This is a genomic window from Microvirga sp. 3-52 (genome assembly GCF_018383585.1).
Taxonomy (GTDB): domain Bacteria; phylum Pseudomonadota; class Alphaproteobacteria; order Rhizobiales; family Beijerinckiaceae; genus Microvirga.
The window spans coordinates 25,437-44,532 of record NZ_JAHAMK010000045.1; the positions used below are offsets into that span (position 1 = coordinate 25,437).

Consider the following 19,096-nt stretch of genomic DNA (forward strand, 5'->3'; position numbering starts at 1 on the left):
CCGGCTCCCACGCTGCGACGCCTCGAGCGCGCCCCTCGTCAGGAACCGATCTAAGGCAACTCTCTAGCTTGTGTGCAACACAGTGTCAAGAACAAAGTGAGAACATTGTCCCCAGGCCTGATCACCCCCTCCACGTCATCACCTCCTCCACGTCATCACCGGCCTTGTGCCGGTGATCCCGATCGGAAAGGCACAGCGCCTCTCAGCATCGGGATGGCCGGGTCAAGCCCGGCCATGACGGGCAACATCAGACAGGATCCAACATCAGACAGGATCCATTACGCAGCCCAATCCATGCGCCCGCCTCAAATGGCGCGCGCGGAACGCCGGAGGTTGCTCCTGTTGACCATGCGGGGGAGGAGATCCTGTCCGCGTCCGGCGGTGACGATCAGGCGCTTCACTTCACCCCGCAGATAGGCCTGAAGGAACCGGTCGTAGTTCCTGAACGACACGCACCCGTTCGAGTCCCCGCGTGGACCCAGCATGTAGGTATGGGCGAGAATGCCGTCGCGGCCGTAGATGGCGGCGCTGCCGCCGACCGGCGTGAGACGGAGAGCCCGCACGCCGTGGAAGAGCTTTTCGCGTTCGGTGACGACGTAGGTGCCCGGCGGCGTTGCGCCCTTCATTCGCACGTTCACGTAGCGCGGATTGTCCATCATGTCGCCGAGGCCCGAATGTGCCTCCAGCCTCTCGCCGTTCGGCATGATGACCACCTGGGCACTGATGTCGTAGACGGCGGTTCCCGCGCCTCCGGGATCGGGTGCGGGAACGAAGCGCGATGTCGGCGAGATGCTGCCGGTGCCGTTGTCGAGGGAGGCATAGCTGAGCGCGGCGTCGGGCGGGGAGGCGGGCTTGACGCCGAAAAGCTTCTCGATGAAGGAGCGGTTGTCGGCCGGCGCACTGGCTGCAGCCGCTGTCCTTTGCGTCATCGGCACGCGAGTCGGTGCGCTCGCCATCCGGATCGGCACGGCAGGTTTCGGGGGCTGCAGGTCGGCGGGACGCGGCACGGGCAGGGGAACCGGCGCGGGAACCGGTTGCGAGGCTTCCGCCACCTCCTGGACCGGTGCCGGCGGAGCGGGTGTCTCGGGCATCGGGGGCGCTACCGGGGCGATGCTCGCATGGTGCTGCTCCGGCGGCAGCTTGAACGCGGCCTTAAGAGGAGCGTTGCGGGCGAAGTGAAGAGCCTCGGTCTTCATGGCCGGCATGGGGGCGACCAGCGTCGCGTCGTAGGCGACCGTTGCCGCGCCCTGCAAAGACGCGGAGCCCGGGACGCGGCTCACGTGTTCGACAGGTGGATCATCGCTCGGCTGGTGGAGATCGGTGAAATAGGCCAGCGGGCTCATCGAGATCGCCACGAGAGCCGCCGTCGGAAAAAAATTGCGCCGCTTTCTGCGCGGGGCGCGACCGCCTGACGGATAGGACCTGTGCAACATGGCGAACTCTACGCAACAACTCGAGTGCGCATGACATGCCTCGGACCCCCGGTCGTGCGGGAACGAGCGCCGGAGCGATCGAAGCCTTCATGCGTGAAGCAATATCTTCACAAGGCCGATTAAACGACGGCTTGGTTAAATTAGGGATAATCGGACGCGCTGTTGTCGAGGCATGGATCGGCCTTCTCGATCCCGTCGCCCAGAGCATCTGCGGAACCCAAAAGTGGAACCCGCCTTCGAGCCTGATCCCGCACGTGGGACGGCGTGCGCTGGCTCACAGATCGCAGGACCGGCACAGGTTATGGATGAGACAGGGGGCGTCTTTTCCATTCTCAAACGGGAGGACCTCGGCATGGGGTTCTATGCACGTCACATCGGTCCTCGCTTCGTCAGCTGCCTGTGCTCGATGGAAAGCATTGCGGCTGAGCGTGAGAAGGTGGTTCCGCAGGCCACTGGCCTTGTGCTGGAAATCGGGATCGGGCCGGGGTTGAATCTGCCGCTCTACGATCCGGCTCGCGTCACGCGCGTGATCGGCGTCGATCCCATTGCGGAGTTTCTGGATCTCGGCCGCGAGCGCCGCCGTCGCTCACCGGTGCCCCTTGAGATCATTCAGGGGCCGGCAGAGTCATTGCCACTGGCAGATGGAATCATCGACACGGCGGTGATCACCTACACCCTGTGCTCGGTGGAGGATCCGGTGCAGGCCCTTCGCGAGGTGCGTCGCGTGCTGAAGCCGAACGGACGCGTGCTGTTTCTGGAACACGGCCTGTCGAGCGATGCCGGCGTGGCGGCATGGCAGCATCGGCTCAACCCGATCTGGCGCAAGCTCGCCGTGGGCTGCAACCTGACACGCCCCGTCCAGAAGCTGCTCGACGAGGCCGGACTCACGATCCAGCGCATCGAGTCCTATTACCTCGACGGAGCGCCGCGGCCGGTCGGCTTCCTGTGCCGCGGCATCGCGCACGCCGCACCGGCGGTGCGCGAAGGCTCCGATGGGTCGCGCCCCTCCCGGCTCGTCTCGCCATGTGAGAACGACGAGCCGGGAGGTCGTGGGAATGGCCTAGTGAGCCGCCTCGCGGGCGACGGTGCGAATGTCGCGGCGACCGAGGCCGAGATCGGCCAGTTCCCGGTCGTTGAGCGCTTCGAGCTCGCGGAGGGTCTGGCGGAAACGGCGCCAGGAGGCGAGGCGGGCAAGGATCATGGACGTGATCATGGGGTATCTCCGTAAAAGCGTGGGCTCCGGCGTTCCGGATTACCAGTCGAGGTGAGGGTGGCGACGGGCCGCCTCGCTCTGCATCTGGCGGGCTTCGGACAGGATGCTGCGGAAGAGGCGGAGGAAGCTGATGATGATCATGGTGGTCTCCTGAATGGGGCTTGGGTCGGACGGGATCTCAGATGCCCGCGGCCTTGATGCCGTAGCGGCGAGAGACCCGGGCGATCTCGCGCGCGGCTCTCTGGCGATTGGTCTGGGCCATGGCCTCGACCACGGCACGCAGGATGCGCAGCACCGGTCCGGCTCGCCGGGCGGCGGCAGGTGTCTGGACGGTAAGGGGGGCGCTGATCTGCAACGTGCTCATCGGGTCTGTCCTGGTTTGGCCCAACGGGGCCTCATACTTTCGTATAGGTAATATGAGGGTTCTTGTGCGCTGCAAAAGGCGAATTACAGAATGTGTCCTATGCAGTTGTCGCATGTCACAAAGGTAAATGCTTTCTTGCTATGCGCTGAGAGCCTGTTTCTGCGGCAAAGTGGTTCGGCATTAGGCATCGGGGCCAGACTGACCCTGGGTTCGATCCGATAAGTCAGTTGCGACCTCACGGCAGCGCACGAGGGTTCTTCCGGTCACGATACTTTTGAAGTTGCGTAAGATCTCCCGTTCGCATAATCATGTGGCATATCGTGTTGCATGAAATGTGAAGGAGTGAGGCATGACCTACGACGTGATGATCATCGGAGGCAGCTATGCTGGGCTGGCGGCGGGGCTTCAGCTCGCCCGGGCAAGGCGGCGGGTGCTGGTGATCGATGCTGGAATGCGCCGCAACCGGTTTGCGGGAAACTCCCACGGATTCCTGACGCAGGACGGCACGGCGGCCGCCGAGATCGCCGCCAAGGGCCGGTCGCAGCTTCTGGCATACGACACGGTCGAATGGCTCGCCGGCGAGGCTACCCGGGCGGGCGCGGTGGAGGAGGGTTTTCGCATCACCATCGGCGCCACGGGAGAGGAGAGGACGGGCCGGCGGCTCGTGCTGGCCCCGGGCGTCAAGGATCATCTGCCCGAGATCCCGGGCCTCGAAGAGCGCTGGGGGAGGAGCGTCTTCCACTGCCCCTACTGCCACGGCTACGAGCTCGATCGGGGCCGCATCGGTGTTCTCGCCCTGTCGCCCAAGTCCTTCCACCATGCGATGCTGCTGCCCGATTGGGGGCCGACGACCTTCTTCCTCAACGGCGCGTTCACGCCTGATCTCGAGCAGACCGAACAGCTCCGGCGGCGCGGCGTCACCCTCGACGACGGCATCGTCGATCGCCTCGAAGGCGACGGGGCGACGATCGTCATGCGCGAGGGACGCGTCGTGCCCCTCGACGGTCTGTTCACTCTCACCCGGACGAGTGTCGCAAGCCCGATCGCCGAGCAGCTCGGCTGCGCGTTCGACGAAGGACCCACGGGTGCCGTCATTCGCACCGATGGGATCAAGGCCACCACCGCTCCCGGCGTCTTCGCCTGCGGCGATGCCGCACGGATGGCGGGATCCGTGACGCTCGCCGTCGGCGACGGTGCCCTGGCCGGGATGGCCGCGCATCAATCCCTGATCTTCGGCGGCTGACGATGGGCCGCGACCTGTGCTAGCAGAAGAGGACTGAAGGAAACCCGGCCCCTTGCGACAGAACGGAAGCCTCTCGCGCATCCTCCACGTGCTGCTCCACATGGAGCAGCATCGGGACGCCATGACCTCGGAGCAGATCGGCCGGATGCTCGGCACCAATCCGACCGTGGTGCGGCGGACCATGGCAGGACTGCGCGAGGCCGGATATGTCAGTTCGGTGAAGGGACATGGTGGCGGCTGGACGCTGGCGCGCCCGCTCGCCGACATGACGCTCCTCGATGTCTACACGGCGCTCGGCGCGCCCGAGCTCTTCGCGCTGGGCATGGCTACGGACGCGCCGGAATGTCTCGTGGAGCAGGCCGTGAATGCCGCACTCGGACAGACCCTGGAAGAAGCCGAGCGCCAGCTTCTGGCGCGCTTCGGCGAGGTGAGGCTGTCCGAGATCGCGGCGGATTTCACGCTGCGGGCCGCTGTGACGACCCGTGGCACCTGCCAGGGAAAGCACATAGGTAAGCACGTGGCGTGACGGCCCTTCTCAGATCCATGAACCTTATCGGCAGGAATGCTGTTGTTCAGGGGTGGAAGGTTGTCCATGCATCCATCATGAGCGAGGCCGAGGATGACGAAGGTCCGCGAGGCACTGGTCGGCACGATGTGGCGCGGCCAGGATCCGTTCCTGAACTATCCGAGCCGACTTTACCGGCAGGATCATCAGGGCTGGGGCTCGAGTCATCCTTACCTAACGGAGGCCATTGAGGCGCTGAGACCGGCGGTGGTGGTCGAGGTGGGCGTCTGGAAGGGCGGATCCGTCATCTCGCTCGCGTCCAGGATGAAGGAGATGAACCACGACGGGGTCGTGATCGCCATCGATACGTGGCTCGGCGCCTGGGACCACTGGAACAACGACGAGTGGTTCGCGCACTTGAATTTCGTCAACGGCTTTCCGGCTCTCTATCACACCTTCGCGGCCAACATCGTCGGGGAGGGGCTGCAGGATTACGTCCTTCCTCTGCCCCTCGACTCGGTGAATGCGGCGCACGTCCTGCGGCACAACGATGTGCGGCCGGACGTGGTCCACATCGATGGCGGCCACGACGTTCATGCCGTCACGTCGGACCTGCGCGAATGGTGGCCGATGATCCAGCAAGGCGGCGTGCTCATCGGCGACGATTACCCGCATTGGCCCGGCGTGAAGAAGGCCTTCGACGACTTCTTTGCCGCCGAGGACAAGTTTCCCTTCGAGTTCGATGAACCGAAGTGCCGGATCTTCAAATAGGGCTTCCCTTCAGCCCGAGGCCTATTGCGACTTGCGCGGATCGTCGACGGTGCGTCGCAACTCTCCTTGCGACTAGATCTCGAGCAGCGCCTTGATGACTCCAGCCTCCGGTGCCGACCACATCGGGATGAGCCCGGGCGCGTCGTCGAGGCCGCCCCGGTGGCTTGCCAGGGCTGCCGTCGGCACTCCGCCGCTGCGCATGGCGTCGAGTACGGTCTCGAAATCCTGCCGCGTGGCATTGCGGCTGCCGAGCAGCGACGTCTCGCGCTTGTGAAATTCCGGGTCATTGAAGGTGATATCGGCGCGCACGATCGACAGGAGCACGTAGGTGCCGCCGTGACCGACATAGGAGAAGCCCGTCATCATCGCCTTCGGGCTTCCGGTGGCGTCGATGACGGTATCGAAGAAGTCGCCGTCGGTGGCCGCCTTGAGACGATCGTCGATGCCGGACGATACCTCGAAGACATGATCGACGCCGATCTCGTCCCTGCAGAAGGCAAGCCGCCGGGCGTTCATGTCGAGAACGGAAACTTCGGCGCCGCGCGCTTTCGCGAAGATCGCCGCCGCGATCCCGATCGGCCCGGCCCCTACCACGGCAACGCGGCTCGCCGCGTCGGCCCCTGAGCGGCGTACGCCGTGGGCGCCGATCGCCAGGAACTCGACCATGGCTGCCTCGTCCAGGCCAAGGCCCGTCGCCGGCACGACATTGCGCTCCGGTACGGCAATGTACTCGCAGGCCCCGCCGTCGCGATGCACACCCAGGACCTGCAGGTGCCGGCAGCAATTCGTCTTGCCCTGCCGACAGGCGCGGCACGTGCCGCAATAGAGATAGGGTTCGATGCAGACGATGTCGCCGCTCTTGAAGGAACCGTTGCCGGGCGCCTCGGCGATCTCGCCTGCGAGTTCGTGGCCGATCACCCGGGGGTATTCGAGATAGGGCTGGTTGCCTTGGACGATATGATAATCGGTTCCGCAGATGCCGACCCGCCGGATGCGCACGAGCACCTCGCCTGGACCGGCGCTCGGAACGTCCCGCTGGATCACGCTCAGCCGGCCGGGCTCGTCGCAGCGAAGGGCTTTCATCGGCATTTTCTCCCGACGGTTATCTTTCCGTATGTTGCGAGCTTAGGGCGAGCACGCGAAAGCGCAACGCTGATGTTCCCGTCGATGCATCTTGCCGCTACAGACAGGGCGGCGATTCACACGAGATGGCTGATCCGGATGTCGACCTGGAGAGACGAGAAGAACCAGAAGGCGCGGGCCCGGCTCGAGAAGCGTCTCTCCGCGCTGTTTCCCGCCTGTGTCCTGTCCCATGCGCTCCGGCAGCCGCTGATCCCGCCGACGCAGCGCCGCGCCGTGGAATCCTACTGGCGGCATCGCCCGCTGCTGGCCGACCGGCTCGCTCGGGCGCTGGCCGCCAGGAGCGGTCAGCCGGCAGGCTGGCAGTGGCGCATCGGCTCCGACAAGGATTCCGGCGTGCCGATGTCCTTCCGCATGCCGCCGGCACCGTACCGCGAGTCAGCCTTCGCGCATGGACCCGGGCATTGCTGCGTCTGCGGGCAGCCCGTCTACCGGCTGGGCTGGCATCGTGACCTCTGGAATGACGGCAAGCCGAACCGAAACGCCACGTGGCATGCGGCCTGCGTCGTGGCCTGGCAGCTCTGGACGGCGCCGCCCGATCACCTCAGGATCCTGAAGCTGCGCCAGCAGCGGCGTTGCGCGGCGAGCGGGCGCCGCCTGCTCAGGACCGCCGAGGTCGACCACCGCGTTCCACTCTTCGCCGTCTGGTCCGAGCATCGCTTACGGCCCTGGCCAGAACTGCTCGCCTTCTGGGGCGCACCCAATCTGCAGGTGATCAACAAGACGGCCCATCTGGAAAAATGCGCCGAGGAAGCCGCCGACCGGGCTAAGCGGCGGGCAGACCCGGTGTCCCTGAACGGGAGCAACGTGGGCGAGACGCCATCTTAGCGATGGCTCCCACCAGCGTTGGACGGGAGACCATTCGTCCGAAATCCGGATCCTGTTTGGGTTGTCGAGCCCTTGCGGATTGCTTTTCAATCCCCATATCAGGTTGACCCAGCGGACATTGTTGTGGACTTCGACAGCGGCGGGCGTCACCGCCAGCGTCGATGAGACCGTGCCAGGACGGATGTACTCCGGCATGGTTCGTTCCTGCGCTTGCCTGACGATGCAGGCGCCCGTCTGGACCCTATCAGCCCAGGCCCGTAGCAGGCGAGGCGAGAGATGCGAAGGCATCGCGCCCGTTCGCCCCGGAGCCTGGGCTTTTTCATGCCTTGAATCGAACGCTCCAGCTTCAGAGCCTGGCCTGATTCTGTGAAGGCCGTGCTTTACGAAGCGGTGTCACAAGCACAAAGCCGGTGATGACGAGGGAGAGAGTGCGCGTCTGACGAGGCGGGACGTTTTGGTGACCCAGTGGTGACAGCCGCCGTCGGCAGCGCAATAGTGCCCATTGCACGACATCTAGGAGCGCCAGTCCGATCATGACTTCCCTCAAACCGGTTCGCTCTGTCCTCATCACGGGCGCGGGAGGCAATCTCGGCCGGAAGCTGATGGCTCATCTCCTGGCACAGGACTGGTGCGAACGGATTGTCGCGCTTGATCGCTCGCCGCCCTCATTGGCCAAGCCGGTCGATCGGGTGCAATGGGTTTCAGGCGATCTGGCTGATCCCTCCGACGTGCAATGGCATGACGCTTTGGCCGAGGTCGATGCCGCGGTTCATTTCGCAGCCCAGAACCCCTATCCGGACGCTCCCTGGAGCGATGCCTCCGCGTCCTTCGACATGACCCTGGCCCTGCTGGCGGCGGTCAGCCGGGCCGGACTGCAACGGATCGTGTTCGCCTCCTCCAACCATGTGATGGGGCAATACAAGGACGCGCCGCTCGCCGATGCGCTGACCCCTGGCGCACTGACGACATCCCTGCCGCCGGGGCCGGGAACCCGCTGGTTCAACGGCCGGGAGATGCTCCAGGGCTTTGCCTATGCGGCGTCCAAGCTGATGGGCGAACGTGCCTGCCTCGCCGAGGCGCAACGATCGAACGGGAGGCTGACCGGCGTCTGCGTCCGGATCGGCTGGTGTCAGCCGGGAGAGAACAGGCCGGAGACGATCAACACGTCCGGGCTGCCCGGCGAGGAGACGAATGCCGGCCCGGACACCGAGCGGGATCTGCGCTGGTTCCGCAACATGTGGCTTTCGAACCGGGACTTCACGGCCGTCATGGAGCGGGCACTTCTCGCCGAGGCGCAAGCCTGGCCGCAGCCGGGCATCGTCGTCAACGGCATGTCTGCCAACCGGGGCATGCCGTGGGACATCGAGACCACCCGCCGGCTCATCGGCTACGAGCCGCAGGACGATATCTGGGCCCATGTCAGGTGAGGCTCTGTTCGGAACGAGGCAAGGGTTCATCGGCCTTCCGTGGACAACCCACCCTCGTCATGGCCGGCCCTGTGCCGGCCATCTAGATCCGGTGAAGCGCCATGCCTTTCCGGCCGGGATCACCGGCACAAGGCCGGTGATGACGAAGGAGCGGATATTCAGGCAGGCTTCGAGGCTGGGGAGACCCGGCTATGCAATCGTTGCTGTGGAGTGAACGTCCCCAACCCAGAAGAACATGACAGCCCTACGCAACCGGCATTTGTGGTGCATGTCAGGGACGAGTTATCCATCATCATGACTCTGCGTGATTTCTCCCTGATGCTCCTGGTCTGCCTTCTATGGGCGGCCCATACGGTGGTGAGCAAGATTGTCGTCTCGGACATGGCGATCCCGCCGTTGTTCTACGCGGCCATCCGCTACGGGATCGTCGCCCTGCTGGCGCTGCCCTGGCTCCTGCCCATGCCGCGGCCGACATGGCGCATCCTTCTGGTCGGGTTCCTCATGGGGGGAGGCGGCTTTGCTCTCTTCTTCCTGGGCATCCGGACCGCGAGTCCGTCGAGCGCCGCCATCGTGTCGCAGCTCGGCCTGCCGATCACGACTCTTCTGTCGGTCGCGATACTGGGAGAGAAGGTCTACTGGAAGCGGGGTCTCGGCATCGCGCTGACTTTCGTGGGTGGCGTGCTCGTGATGTGGGATCCCGCCGGCGGCTTTCCGATCTCGGGCGGCCTCGCCCTGATCCTGGGATCCGCGGCCGCGGGCTCGCTGGCGGCCGTGATGATGAAGCAGATGGAAGGCGTGCAGCCGCTGCGGTTCCAAGCCTGGATCGGCCTTGCCTCCGTACTGCCGCTGACCTTCCTCACGGCGGGCCTCGAGTCCAACCAGATTTCCCAGGCGATGGAGGCCGGTTGGGCCTTCCTGGCCGCCCTGCTGTTTTCGGCCCTGATCGTGTCGCTCGTGGCCCACACCATCTATTACGGGCTCATCGGGAAGTACCCCGCCAACCTGATCGCACCCCTGACCATCATGAACCCGCTCATGACCGTGGCACTCGGACTTCTCATCACAGGCGATCATTTCGACCTGCGAATGGCGATCGGCACGGGCATTGCGCTCTGCGGTGTCCTGATCATCACCCTGAGGCGCAACCACGTCATGCCCCTGGCGGCCCTCGTGTGGGACCGCCAGCGGTAGTGATCGCTTTTGCTCAATCGAGAGACGCCTCGACACCCAGGCCCCGGGCTCTCGCCTCACGCCAGCAATGGGTCGCGCAGGCGAGGTCCTGTGCGGCGATGCCGAGCGAGCGGTAGAGCGTGATGTCGCTGGCCGCCTCACGCCCTGCCGCCTTGCCCGCAAGAACCTCGCCGATCTCGGCCAGGACGTGCTCGCGCTGAATGCGGCCGCTCTCGAGAGCGCGGATGATCTCGCCGGCCTGCGCGAAGGTGGAGGCACGGTAGTCGACAAAGAGCCGGGAGCGCGCCACCATCTCCTCGTCGATCTCCCGCTTCGAGGGGATCGAGGCTCCGACCACGTTCACATGCGTGCCCGGTGACACCCACGCGCCCATCAGGACCGGCTCGGGCGACGACGTGACTGTGCAGACGAGGTCGGCCCCCTCGACGGCGGAACGGACATCGTCGAACACGCGGATGGCGAGGCCGGGATGGCGATCTGCGGCGTGGGACGCGAAGGCCTCCGCCTTCTCGCGCCGCCGACCGACCACCCGCAGCTCGCGGATGGAGGGCCGCACGCAGAGCATGGCTTCGAGATGGTGCTCGGCCTGTTCGCCCGCTCCGACCATTGCGAGCGTGCCGCAATCCGGCCGGGCCAGCGCCCGCGTCGCCACCGCGCTGGCGGCGGCCGTGCGTACTGCGGTCAGAAGGCCGGCATTCATCATGGCGATGGCGGAGCCGTGCTCCGGCTCGAACAGGACGATCGCTCCCTGATGCGACGAGTATCCGGCATCGGGATTTTCGGGAAACAGGCTCACCAGCTTCACCCCGAAACACGCCTCGACTTGGCCGTTGCCCGGCATGAAGGCGCCCGGCATGACACCCATCATGTTGGGAGCGCCCACGTCGATAGCTGAACGCAGCGGCAGGTTGGCCGCGCCGGCAGAGACCGCAATCATCGCTCTCTGAACGATCTCGATGGCGTCGGTCATCGGCAGGAGCGACCTCATATCCTTGTCGGAGAGGACGATCATCGGGCGCGCATCTCCCCTTTGCCCCAGCCGTCGCCCGTGACGGGCACGCCGAGTTGCTCTTCGAGCAGCGACACATAGAGATCCGGTCGCACGACATAGGGGAAGTGTCCGCCCCATTCGAAGAGATAGGCGACCGAAGGGTTCAGCCGCGCCCGCACTGCGTCGCGCATCTGCGGCGGGATCAGCGGGTCGTCGGCGCCCTCGATCGTCGCGATCCCGTCCCGGGGCAGTTCGAGCGGCGGCAGCGCGGGCCCGCGTTTCAGTGCATTCAGCCGCGTGCGGAGCTCCAGCTCGGGAATGCGCCCGGCCACTTCCGCCATCAGAAGGTCGATCAATTCCGCCTGTTCCGGATGGTCGTCGCGCCAGGCGCCGAGACCACGGCCGAAGCCTGCACGGATCTCCTCGATCGGGGCATTGTCGAGGTCCGAGGAATAGGGCGGGCGGCTCGCGACGTCGGCGACGGAATGCAGCGTGTTGGCGGCAATGAGCCTCTCGGCGAGGTTCGGGTAGGTGGCGGCGAAGTACTGTGCCACGTATCCCCCGAGGGACGAGCCGAGAATGGTGACGCGTCCAAGTTCGAGCCTGCCGCAGAGTTCCGCCAGATCGCCTGCCCACTCGGTTACGCCGCCGCTCCCGGGATAGGTGACGGCGACGATGCGGGCGCGGTCTTTCAGTGCCTCGATCTGCTGCCAGAAGATGTCGCCTCGGCCCAGAGTTCCGGGGATGAGCAGCAGCGCCGGGCCTCGGTCGCCTGCCTGCACGTATCCCCACTCGCGCCCGCCGTTGGCAATCCGCTGTTCGGGATGGAGGGACGCGAAGCGGTCGCGGTCGGCGATCAGACGATTGGGCATGCGGAATGGGCCTCCACTTTCAGTTCGGTGTGCGCTCCTATTCCAGGACCACGCATCACCTGCATGCGCAGAGAACATGAAACCGAGGGCTGCATGCACAATTGGTGATGATGGTCCCGAAGGTTCACAGATAATAGTTCGAGATTCTGTAGCCGCGGATGTCCTGGATCTCGACGTCCATGTCGTAGACGGCGCGGATCACAGGGCCGGTCATGATCTGAGCCGGGGTGCCGTGATGGACGACGGCACCGTCGCGCATGGCGACCAGATAGTCCGAGTAGCAGGATGCGAAGTTGATGTCATGGAGCACGAGTACGATCGTCCTGCCCAAGTCGTCGGCGGCCCGGCGCAGCAGCTTCATCATGCCGACCGCGTGCTTCATGTCGAGGTTGTTCAAGGGCTCGTCGAAAAGCACGTACTCGGTCTCCTGGCAGAGCACCATGGCAACATAGGCCCGCTGGCGCTGACCGCCGGACAATTCGTCGAGAAAGCGGTCGGCCAAAGGCTCAAGATCCAGGTATCCGATTGCCCTGGCGGCGTGAGCGCGGTCCTCTGCCGTGAGACGGCCCCTGGAATAGGGATAACGGCCGAACTCGACCAGATCCCGAACCGTCAGACGGGACGAAACCCGGTTGTCCTGCCGGAGAATGGACAACCGCCTGGCAAGAATGTCGGACGGCGTCTGCGTGACGTCGAGCCCGTCGACCGTGACCGTGCCGGCGGTCATCGGCAGAAGGCGGCTGATCATCGACAGAAGCGTCGACTTGCCGGCGCCGTTGGGGCCAATGATGGAGGTGACGCCCTGCCTGGGCAGGGTGAGTGACACGTCGCGCACGACGATGGTGTCGCCATAGGCCTTGCTGACTTTGGAGATCTCGATCAACGGGCCGTTCCTCTGATCAGGAGGGCCAGGAAGACGATCCCGCCCACGAATTCGATGACGATGCTGAGCGCCGTGTCGGAGGCGAAGATCCGCTCGAGGACGAGCTGTCCGCCTACGATGCAGATGACGGCGAGCAGGCTCGCGCCGGGCAGGATGAAGCGGTGTTTGTGGGTTCCGGCGATCTGATAGGCGAGATTGGCCACGAGGAGCCCGAAGAAGGTGACGGGTCCGACCAATGCCGTCGACACGGCGACGAGGACCGCAACCAGCATGAGCACGACACTCGTCACACGGTTGTGGTCGACCCCGAGACTGACGGCAGTTTCCCGCCCCAGAGCCAGCACGTCGTAGGCGTGCATCAGCCGCCACCCGACGACGGATACGACGACGACCGCTGCGGCCGAGACGGCCAGCAGGTTGCCGTCGACGCTGTTGAAGTTCGCGAACAGCCGGTCCTGCAGCACGACGAACTCGTTGGGGTCGATGATCCGCTGCATGAAGCCGGACAGGCTGCGGAACAGCACGCCGAAGACGATGCCGACGAGGAGGAGGAGATGAAGACTGCGGCTGCTGCCGGAGAACAGCCATCGGTAGAGCAGGCTGGAGAACGCCACCATCGCGGCGACCTCGATCCCGAACAGCAGGCGCGGATCGAGAGCCGTCAAGCCGGCCGACCCGAGGGTGAAGATGAGGCCGGTCTGAATCAGGACGTAGAGGGCGTCGAAACCCATGATGGAGGGCGTCAGAATCCGGTTGTGGCTCACCGTCTGGAACAGGACGGTCGAGACCGCAATGGAATAGGCGACCAGAACCATGGACAGGACCTTCATGCCACGGAACGGGAGGATGAAATCCCACCGTCCTTTGGCATTCAGCGTCATGAACAGCACGATCACCGCCGCCGCGATGGCAGCGAGGATCAGGAGCACACGGACCGGTCGCGGATCTTTCTTACGCAAGGCGCTCGCGCCCCTTGAGGAGAAGAACCAGGAAGAGCGCGCTGCCGACGATTCCCATGATGGTGCCGATGGGAATCTCGTAGGGATAGTATACCACGCGGCCGACCACGTCGCAGGCCAGCACGAGGCCCGCGCCCATCACGGCAACCCAGGGCAGGGCGCGGCGCATGTTGTCGCCGATCATCATGCTGACCACGTTCGGAACGATCAGGCCCAGAAACGGCATCATGCCGACCGTGACGACCACGGTCGCCGTGACCATCGACACGATGATCAGGCCGAAGGACACGATGCTGCGGTAATGCAGGCCAAGATTGATTGCGAAGTCCCGTCCCATCCCGGCGAGGGTGAGCCGATCGGCGGCCGCATAGGCCATAACGGTCAGGACGAAGGTCACCCACAACAATTCGTAGCGACCGCGGAGAACACCGGAAAAATCCCCGGTCGTCCAGGCATTCAGGGATTGCATAAGGTCGAAACGGTAGGCGAAGAACGTGGTGATCGCGCTGATGATGCCGCCGAGCATGATGCCGACCAGCGGCACGGTCAGGACGGAGCGCAGGGGCACGAGCCGCAGGATGCGCAGGAACAGGGCCGTTCCGGTGAGCGCAAAGGCTGCGGCCACCAGCATCTTCCCGATTACCGGAAAATCGGGGGCGAACAGCGTAACGATGAGGAGGCCAAGGCTCGCCGACTCGACCGTGCCCGCCGTGGACGGCTCGACGAACCGGTTCTGGGTCAGCATCTGCATGATCAGCCCGGCCACCGCCATGGCCATGCCGGCCAGGATGAGGGCAACGGTTCTGGGAATGCGGGAAACCACGAGGATCTGGACGGCGCGCTCTCCCTCCTGGGGGGAGAAGAGGGCGGTGAGGGACAGATCGCTTGCTCCGATCAACAGGCTGATCAGAGCCAGGATCATCACGGCTGCCAGGGCAAGGAGGAGGGATCTCACGTTCGCTCGGGGGCTTTGGGCGGGCCTTGTCCCGACCCACGGTTCCACATGTAAAAGCGGATCGCTCATGGAGCGATCCGCGGTCAATCAGCATCCGGATACGCGGCTTACGTCTTCGTCACGGCCTTGGCAATCTGGTCGATGCTGGCCTGCAGAGCGGTGAGCCCGCCGCCGACCAGGTACCAGTTGACCGGATCGAGATAGACGACCTGGCCGTTCTTCCAGGCGGTCGTCTGGGCCACGAGTTCGTTCTCCAGCACCTTCTTGGCGGCGCCGTTACCCTGGCCGGTGACCACGTCCCGGTCGATCACGAACAGCCAGTCCGGGTTGGTCTTGAGGATAAATTCCGCCGTCACGGCCTGGCCGTGGTTGGTCGTGGCCAGTCCCTCGACCGCAGGCACGATTCCGAACTCGCCGTGCAGAACGCCGAAGCGGGAGCCCGGTCCATAGGCGCTCATCTTGCCGCCGGTCGTCAGCACGAGCAGGCCCTTGCCGGCCTTGGCCGCATCCTGTCGCAGGTCGGCCATGGATTTTTCGAGCTTTGCGAGCTGCGCGTCGGCTTCAGACTGCTTGTCGAAGATCCTGCCGAGAAGCTGGACGTTGCGCTTCACGCTGCCCAGGAAATCCTTCGGATCGACCGTCAGATCGATGGTGGGGGCAATCTTCGCCAGATCGCCATATTTGGCGCTGGAGCGGCCGCCCACGATGATAAGATCCGGCTCGGCCGCGTTGACGGCCTCGTAGTCCGGCTCGAACAGGGTGCCGACCTTCTCATATTTGTCGGCACCGTACTTCGCCAGATACTCCGGGAACCGGGCGGTCGGGACTCCGGAGACCTCCACGCCGAGGGCATTCAGCGTGTCGAGCGAGGCCATGTCGAAGGCGAGAACCTTTTTGGGCTTCGCAGGAACGGTCGTCTCACCCTTGGCATGCTGGATCTTCAGATCCTGCGCATGAGCGCCGACCGCCAGGGAGCCGAGGGCAAGGGTCCCGGCGACGAGGACCGCCAGATGACGGCGGGCAGAGAAGGTCATCATCACTCCAATTCTCCGGTTATCGATTGTTCTTCGGCCTTCGAGTGTTCAGTCGTCCACGTGGTCATGTCCGCCGATCCGCCCCGGACGCCAGTAGCCTTCCGATGAGATCTGATCCCGGGCGAGCCCGCGGGCCACGAGGGTATGGCGCTGACGGCGAACGTTGCTGGTTTCGCCGATGATATAAGCGTGGCCATTGCCAGGAGGCAGGGCGAGATCCTGTACCATGCGGTTCATCAGCTCGCTCGGTCCGGCCGGTGCGCCATTGCGATGCACCCAGCGAATGACCGCATCCGCCTCTGTCTTCAATTCAATCTCACCATCCCTGCCATCGACCTCGATGAAGACGAACGCCTTCGCGCCGGCTGGAATCGTCTCGAGGATATGGGCGATGGCCGGAATGCACGTCTCGTCGCCCGTCATGAGATGCCAGTCCGCGCCCGGGCGCAGGATGGTGCCGCCGCGGGGGCCTCTCGCCTCGATCATATCGCCGGGCCTCGCTTGCCGAGCCCATGTGGGAGCCGGAGTATCGCCGTGGAGAACGAAGTCCACGCTGATCGAGCCTGCCAGCCGATCCATGCCGCGGATCGTGTAGTCCCGCCGCCCGCTTCCGCCATCCGGCCCGGGGATCATCAGGACGATCGCCTGGCCAGGCTCGTAGGCGAACTCGCCGATATCGTCCGCCGTCAGGACGACGCGGCGCATATTGGGTTCCACATCGAAGCCGTCGACGACCCGAAGGATCCAGCTCCGCAGCGGAGGCCGCTGGCGGGGCCTCTCGTGAATGTCCGGCTTGCTGTCGTGTGTCATGCCTGTTCCTGATTGACGCCGTTCCATCGCCGAGGCGGCCGGGGAGGGGAATACTCCAGGGGTTTAGAAGGTCGCGGACATGCCCACCCAGAGGCGGCGCCCTTCCACCACCGTGTTGTAGTCGGTGGGTTCGATCTCCTTGTCGAAGATGTTGTAGATGGCGGCGTTCAGGGCCAGTTGCTCGGTGAAATTATAGGTGAGGCCCGCGTCCATCGTGGCGTAGGCATCGTATTTCCGGCCAGAGGCGCCGTTGATGATGACCGGCGTGCCGTTGGTCCCGATGCGTGCGCCGCCCACGATTTCTGAACCGTGATAGTTCACCGCCGTCCATGTCGAGAGGCCTGCCACGGGTGTGATCCAATCGAGGCGCGCATTGGCCATGTGCTTGGGCGTGCGGGCCAGAGGGAATCCCGCGAAGTCGCCGGTCTGCTGCTCGGAATCCGTGAAGGTGTAGCTGCCGCGGATCGAGATTTCTTCCGTCGCCCGCCAGCTGGCGGCCAGTTCGACACCCTGAATGATCGCGTCGTCGATGTTGTAGTTGTACCAGAGGCGATAGTTCGGATCTTCCGACCAGCGCACCGGATTACCGGCATCGTCCAGCACCAGCGAGTTGCTGATCTTGTCTTTGAAGTCGGTATAGAAGTAGGTTGCGCTCGCGGTGAACCCGTTGAGATTGTCCCACAGGGCGGCGACTTCGTAGCTCGTGCTCGTTTCCGCGCGCAGGTTGGGATCGGCCAGGATCACGCCGCAGGTTCCGTTGGGCCCGTATGTGCAGCCACCGCCGCCTGTGGTGTAGGCGTAACCCGGGGCGATCTGGCGGATCTCGGGAGCCCGGAAGCCGGTCGAGACGCCGCCCTTCAGGGTGAGGTTCTCGGTGGCATGCCAGACCGCGTAGCTGCGCGGGCTGTAATGGGCGCCATAGATCTCGTGATGATCCATGCGCAAGCCATTCGTGAGCGAGAAGGTGTCGGTCAGACGCCATTCATCCTCTGCGAAGAGAGCCCATTGATTGATCGTGAACGTCTCGTCGATGCCGGTGCGCCGACCCGGATTCTGGTCGTTCAGCGAGGCGTTGGACCACTGGCCGCCGGTCACGAGGGTGTGGTTGCCGAGAAGGTCGAAGGGGGTCGTGAACTTGCCGTCGACAATCGTGTTCCGGATCTCGGGCGAACGGGGATTCTTGTCGAAGACGGACGTGCGCGGATTCTCGGTGTAGCTGCGGCGCTCCGCCCATTCCTGCTGGATGGAGAGGTTCGAGGTCGTGGGCCCCCAGCGGCCTTCGTGGGTCAGCGACCAGTACTTGCGGTCATTGTCGTTATAAGTGTCGTTGGCCGACGTTTCGAGCGTGCCCCATTTGGACGCGTTCCGGCGAATGCGAGTAAAGCCGCTTTCGAGCATGAGGTCATGGTTCTCGTTGGGCGTGAAGGTCAGCCGCCCGCCGATATTGCCTTCGCGGGCCCCGGTGATGCCGCTCAGGAAATCGTCTTCGCTGCGACCGAAGCCGCGTCCCCAGAGCTGAAGGCCCAGCATGCGGTGGATGAGCGGACCGCTCGTGTAGAACGACCCTTGCGCCGAATTGCCGAAATACTCGTGCTGCTGGAGCGTGCCGTCAGCCGTTAACGAGGTCGTCCATTTGTCGGACACCTTCCGGGTGATGATGTTGATGACGCCGCCCATGGCATCGGAGCCGTACAGGGAGGACATCGGGCCGCGGACGACTTCGATGCGGTCGATGGCGGATACCGGGGGGATGAAGCTCTGCTCGAAGCCCGAATTGCCGTTGGTGCGGGCATCGCGCGTGCTCTGCCGCTTGCCGTCGACGAGGATGAGGGTGTAGGTGCCGGGAAGGCCGCGGATGAAGATGTCCTTCTCGTTGGCGACACCGGTTACCGTGACGCCTTGCACTTCTCGCAGCGCGTCCGTCAGGTCGCGGAAGGAGCCCCTTTCGAGTTCCTCGCGGGTGATGACCGAGATGCTCGCCGGCGCATCCTTCACGGTCTGCTCGAAGCCTGCCGCCGTCACGACCACCTGATCGAGACTGATCACATCGTCGTTACCGGGGGCCGCGCCGGTTCCGGCAGCCTGCGCTATGGCCGCGCTCGGGTCGAGGAGAAGAATGGTCGACAGGCTGGTGCAAGCGAAGAGCACGGCGATCGTTCGGCGTGTACGGCTTCCCGCACGATATTGGTCGGCGGATGTCGGCTTCTCCGGAGGCAGTGTGAAGACCGTGCGAACTGCGAATTCTGTTTCGCGATCCTGTCGAACTGAAGCGTTGATCCCTCTCATCTGTCCCCGAGCCCTTCACGGTGCCGATTGATGAGGCAGCTACTAAAGCGCTTTTGATCTGGACTTGAATCCATTCGGGTGGGCTGTGCGTTGACAGGCATATGGCCCGGGAGGCAAGCCATGCCCCAGCCCTATTCCGCTGATCTGCGTGCGCGTGTTCTGGTCGCCGGTGCGCGCGGCGACCTTCCTCA

General features: G+C 64.6%; 18 protein-coding genes and 1 pseudogene. 7 read left to right on the forward strand and 12 right to left on the reverse strand.

Translation table 11 applies throughout. The features are described 5' to 3' along the window. Positions 1 to 305: 305 nt before the first annotated feature. On the reverse strand, positions 306 to 1,433 hold the full coding sequence (locus KHP60_RS22665; RefSeq protein ID WP_213566555.1) for a DUF2778 domain-containing protein: 1,128 nt from the start codon (positions 1,431 to 1,433) through the stop codon (positions 306 to 308). A 406-nt stretch (positions 1,434 to 1,839) separates the two neighbouring features. On the opposite strand from KHP60_RS22665, the pseudogene KHP60_RS22670 reads away from it, so the two are divergent. Next, positions 1,840 to 2,244: pseudogene (locus KHP60_RS22670) on the forward strand (class I SAM-dependent methyltransferase); the annotation flags it as partial. 249 nt (positions 2,245 to 2,493) lie between these two features. Here the strand turns inward: KHP60_RS22670 and KHP60_RS22675 are convergent. Together KHP60_RS22675 and KHP60_RS22680 are read right to left on the reverse strand one after the other, a co-directional pair. Next, positions 2,494 to 2,646, reverse strand: coding sequence for a DUF1127 domain-containing protein (locus tag KHP60_RS22675; protein ID WP_409366312.1), 153 nt, complete (start codon positions 2,644 to 2,646; stop codon positions 2,494 to 2,496). Between the two features lie 178 nt (positions 2,647 to 2,824). Beyond that, a complete protein-coding gene (locus tag KHP60_RS22680; protein ID WP_213566556.1) occupies positions 2,825 to 3,010 on the reverse strand; it encodes a hypothetical protein in 186 nt (61 codons plus the stop codon). 349 nt (positions 3,011 to 3,359) lie between these two features. Between KHP60_RS22680 and KHP60_RS22685 the strand changes: the two genes are divergently transcribed. The 3 genes from KHP60_RS22685 (at position 3,360) to KHP60_RS22695 (ending at position 5,529) form a co-directional block, all read left to right on the forward strand. After that, positions 3,360 to 4,253, forward strand: coding sequence for an NAD(P)/FAD-dependent oxidoreductase (locus KHP60_RS22685; RefSeq protein WP_213566557.1), 894 nt, complete (start codon positions 3,360 to 3,362; stop codon positions 4,251 to 4,253). A 52-nt stretch (positions 4,254 to 4,305) separates the two neighbouring features. After that, positions 4,306 to 4,779 (forward strand): Rrf2 family transcriptional regulator, encoded by a 474-nt coding sequence (locus KHP60_RS22690; protein WP_213566558.1) that lies wholly within the window; start codon positions 4,306 to 4,308, stop codon positions 4,777 to 4,779. Positions 4,780 to 4,872: 93 nt separating this feature from the next. Continuing rightward, positions 4,873 to 5,529 carry a CmcI family methyltransferase gene (locus KHP60_RS22695; protein WP_213566559.1) on the forward strand — a complete coding sequence of 219 codons (657 nt, stop codon included), beginning with the start codon at positions 4,873 to 4,875 and terminating at the stop codon, positions 5,527 to 5,529. A gap of 72 nt (positions 5,530 to 5,601) precedes the next feature. Here the strand turns inward: KHP60_RS22695 and KHP60_RS22700 are convergent, their stop codons facing one another. Next, positions 5,602 to 6,612, reverse strand: a complete 1,011-nt coding sequence (locus KHP60_RS22700; protein ID WP_213566560.1) for a zinc-binding alcohol dehydrogenase family protein — start codon at positions 6,610 to 6,612, stop codon at positions 5,602 to 5,604. Positions 6,613 to 6,750: 138 nt separating this feature from the next. Here KHP60_RS22700 and KHP60_RS22705 point away from each other — a divergent pair, with 138 nt between their 5' ends. The 3 genes from KHP60_RS22705 (at position 6,751) to KHP60_RS22715 (ending at position 10,115) form a co-directional block, all read left to right on the forward strand. Next, the gene (locus tag KHP60_RS22705) at positions 6,751 to 7,497 is read left to right on the forward strand and encodes a hypothetical protein (protein ID WP_213566561.1); all 747 of its coding nucleotides are present in this window, start codon (positions 6,751 to 6,753) and stop codon (positions 7,495 to 7,497) included. A gap of 533 nt (positions 7,498 to 8,030) precedes the next feature. Beyond that, on the forward strand, positions 8,031 to 8,924 hold the full coding sequence (locus tag KHP60_RS22710; protein WP_213566562.1) for an NAD(P)-dependent oxidoreductase: 894 nt from the start codon (positions 8,031 to 8,033) through the stop codon (positions 8,922 to 8,924). A 294-nt stretch (positions 8,925 to 9,218) separates the two neighbouring features. Then, the gene (locus KHP60_RS22715) at positions 9,219 to 10,115 is read left to right on the forward strand and encodes a DMT family transporter (RefSeq protein ID WP_213566563.1); all 897 of its coding nucleotides are present in this window, start codon (positions 9,219 to 9,221) and stop codon (positions 10,113 to 10,115) included. Positions 10,116 to 10,128: 13 nt separating this feature from the next. On the opposite strand, the gene KHP60_RS22720 is transcribed toward KHP60_RS22715, so the two are convergent. From KHP60_RS22720 to KHP60_RS22755, 8 genes are all read right to left on the reverse strand, one after another. Further along, the gene (locus KHP60_RS22720) at positions 10,129 to 11,127 is read right to left on the reverse strand and encodes an ornithine cyclodeaminase family protein (RefSeq protein ID WP_213566564.1); all 999 of its coding nucleotides are present in this window, start codon (positions 11,125 to 11,127) and stop codon (positions 10,129 to 10,131) included. Next, positions 11,124 to 11,978 (reverse strand): alpha/beta fold hydrolase, encoded by an 855-nt coding sequence (locus KHP60_RS22725; protein WP_213566565.1) that lies wholly within the window; start codon positions 11,976 to 11,978, stop codon positions 11,124 to 11,126. Before KHP60_RS22725 ends, KHP60_RS22720 begins: the two co-directional genes overlap by 4 nt. Positions 11,979 to 12,102: 124 nt before the next feature. Continuing rightward, positions 12,103 to 12,861 carry an ABC transporter ATP-binding protein gene (locus tag KHP60_RS22730; RefSeq protein ID WP_213566566.1) on the reverse strand — a complete coding sequence of 253 codons (759 nt, stop codon included), beginning with the start codon at positions 12,859 to 12,861 and terminating at the stop codon, positions 12,103 to 12,105. Beyond that, a complete protein-coding gene (locus KHP60_RS22735; RefSeq protein WP_213566567.1) occupies positions 12,858 to 13,820 on the reverse strand; it encodes an iron chelate uptake ABC transporter family permease subunit in 963 nt (320 codons plus the stop codon). The genes KHP60_RS22730 and KHP60_RS22735 overlap by 4 nt, the downstream gene beginning before the upstream one ends. Continuing rightward, positions 13,813 to 14,742 (reverse strand): ABC transporter permease, encoded by a 930-nt coding sequence (locus KHP60_RS22740; RefSeq protein WP_249689047.1) that lies wholly within the window; start codon positions 14,740 to 14,742, stop codon positions 13,813 to 13,815. The genes KHP60_RS22735 and KHP60_RS22740 overlap by 8 nt, the downstream gene beginning before the upstream one ends. Before the next feature lie 140 nt (positions 14,743 to 14,882). Continuing rightward, entirely contained in the window at positions 14,883 to 15,809 is a 927-nt protein-coding gene (locus KHP60_RS22745) for a siderophore ABC transporter substrate-binding protein (protein WP_213566573.1), read from the reverse strand. A gap of 48 nt (positions 15,810 to 15,857) precedes the next feature. Next, complete coding sequence (locus tag KHP60_RS22750) at positions 15,858 to 16,619, reverse strand: siderophore-interacting protein (protein ID WP_213566569.1); 762 nt, start codon at positions 16,617 to 16,619, stop codon at positions 15,858 to 15,860. A 63-nt stretch (positions 16,620 to 16,682) separates the two neighbouring features. Then, positions 16,683 to 18,767, reverse strand: a complete 2,085-nt coding sequence (locus tag KHP60_RS22755; RefSeq protein WP_409366310.1) for a TonB-dependent receptor domain-containing protein — start codon at positions 18,765 to 18,767, stop codon at positions 16,683 to 16,685. Between the last annotated feature and the right edge of the window lie 329 nt (positions 18,768 to 19,096).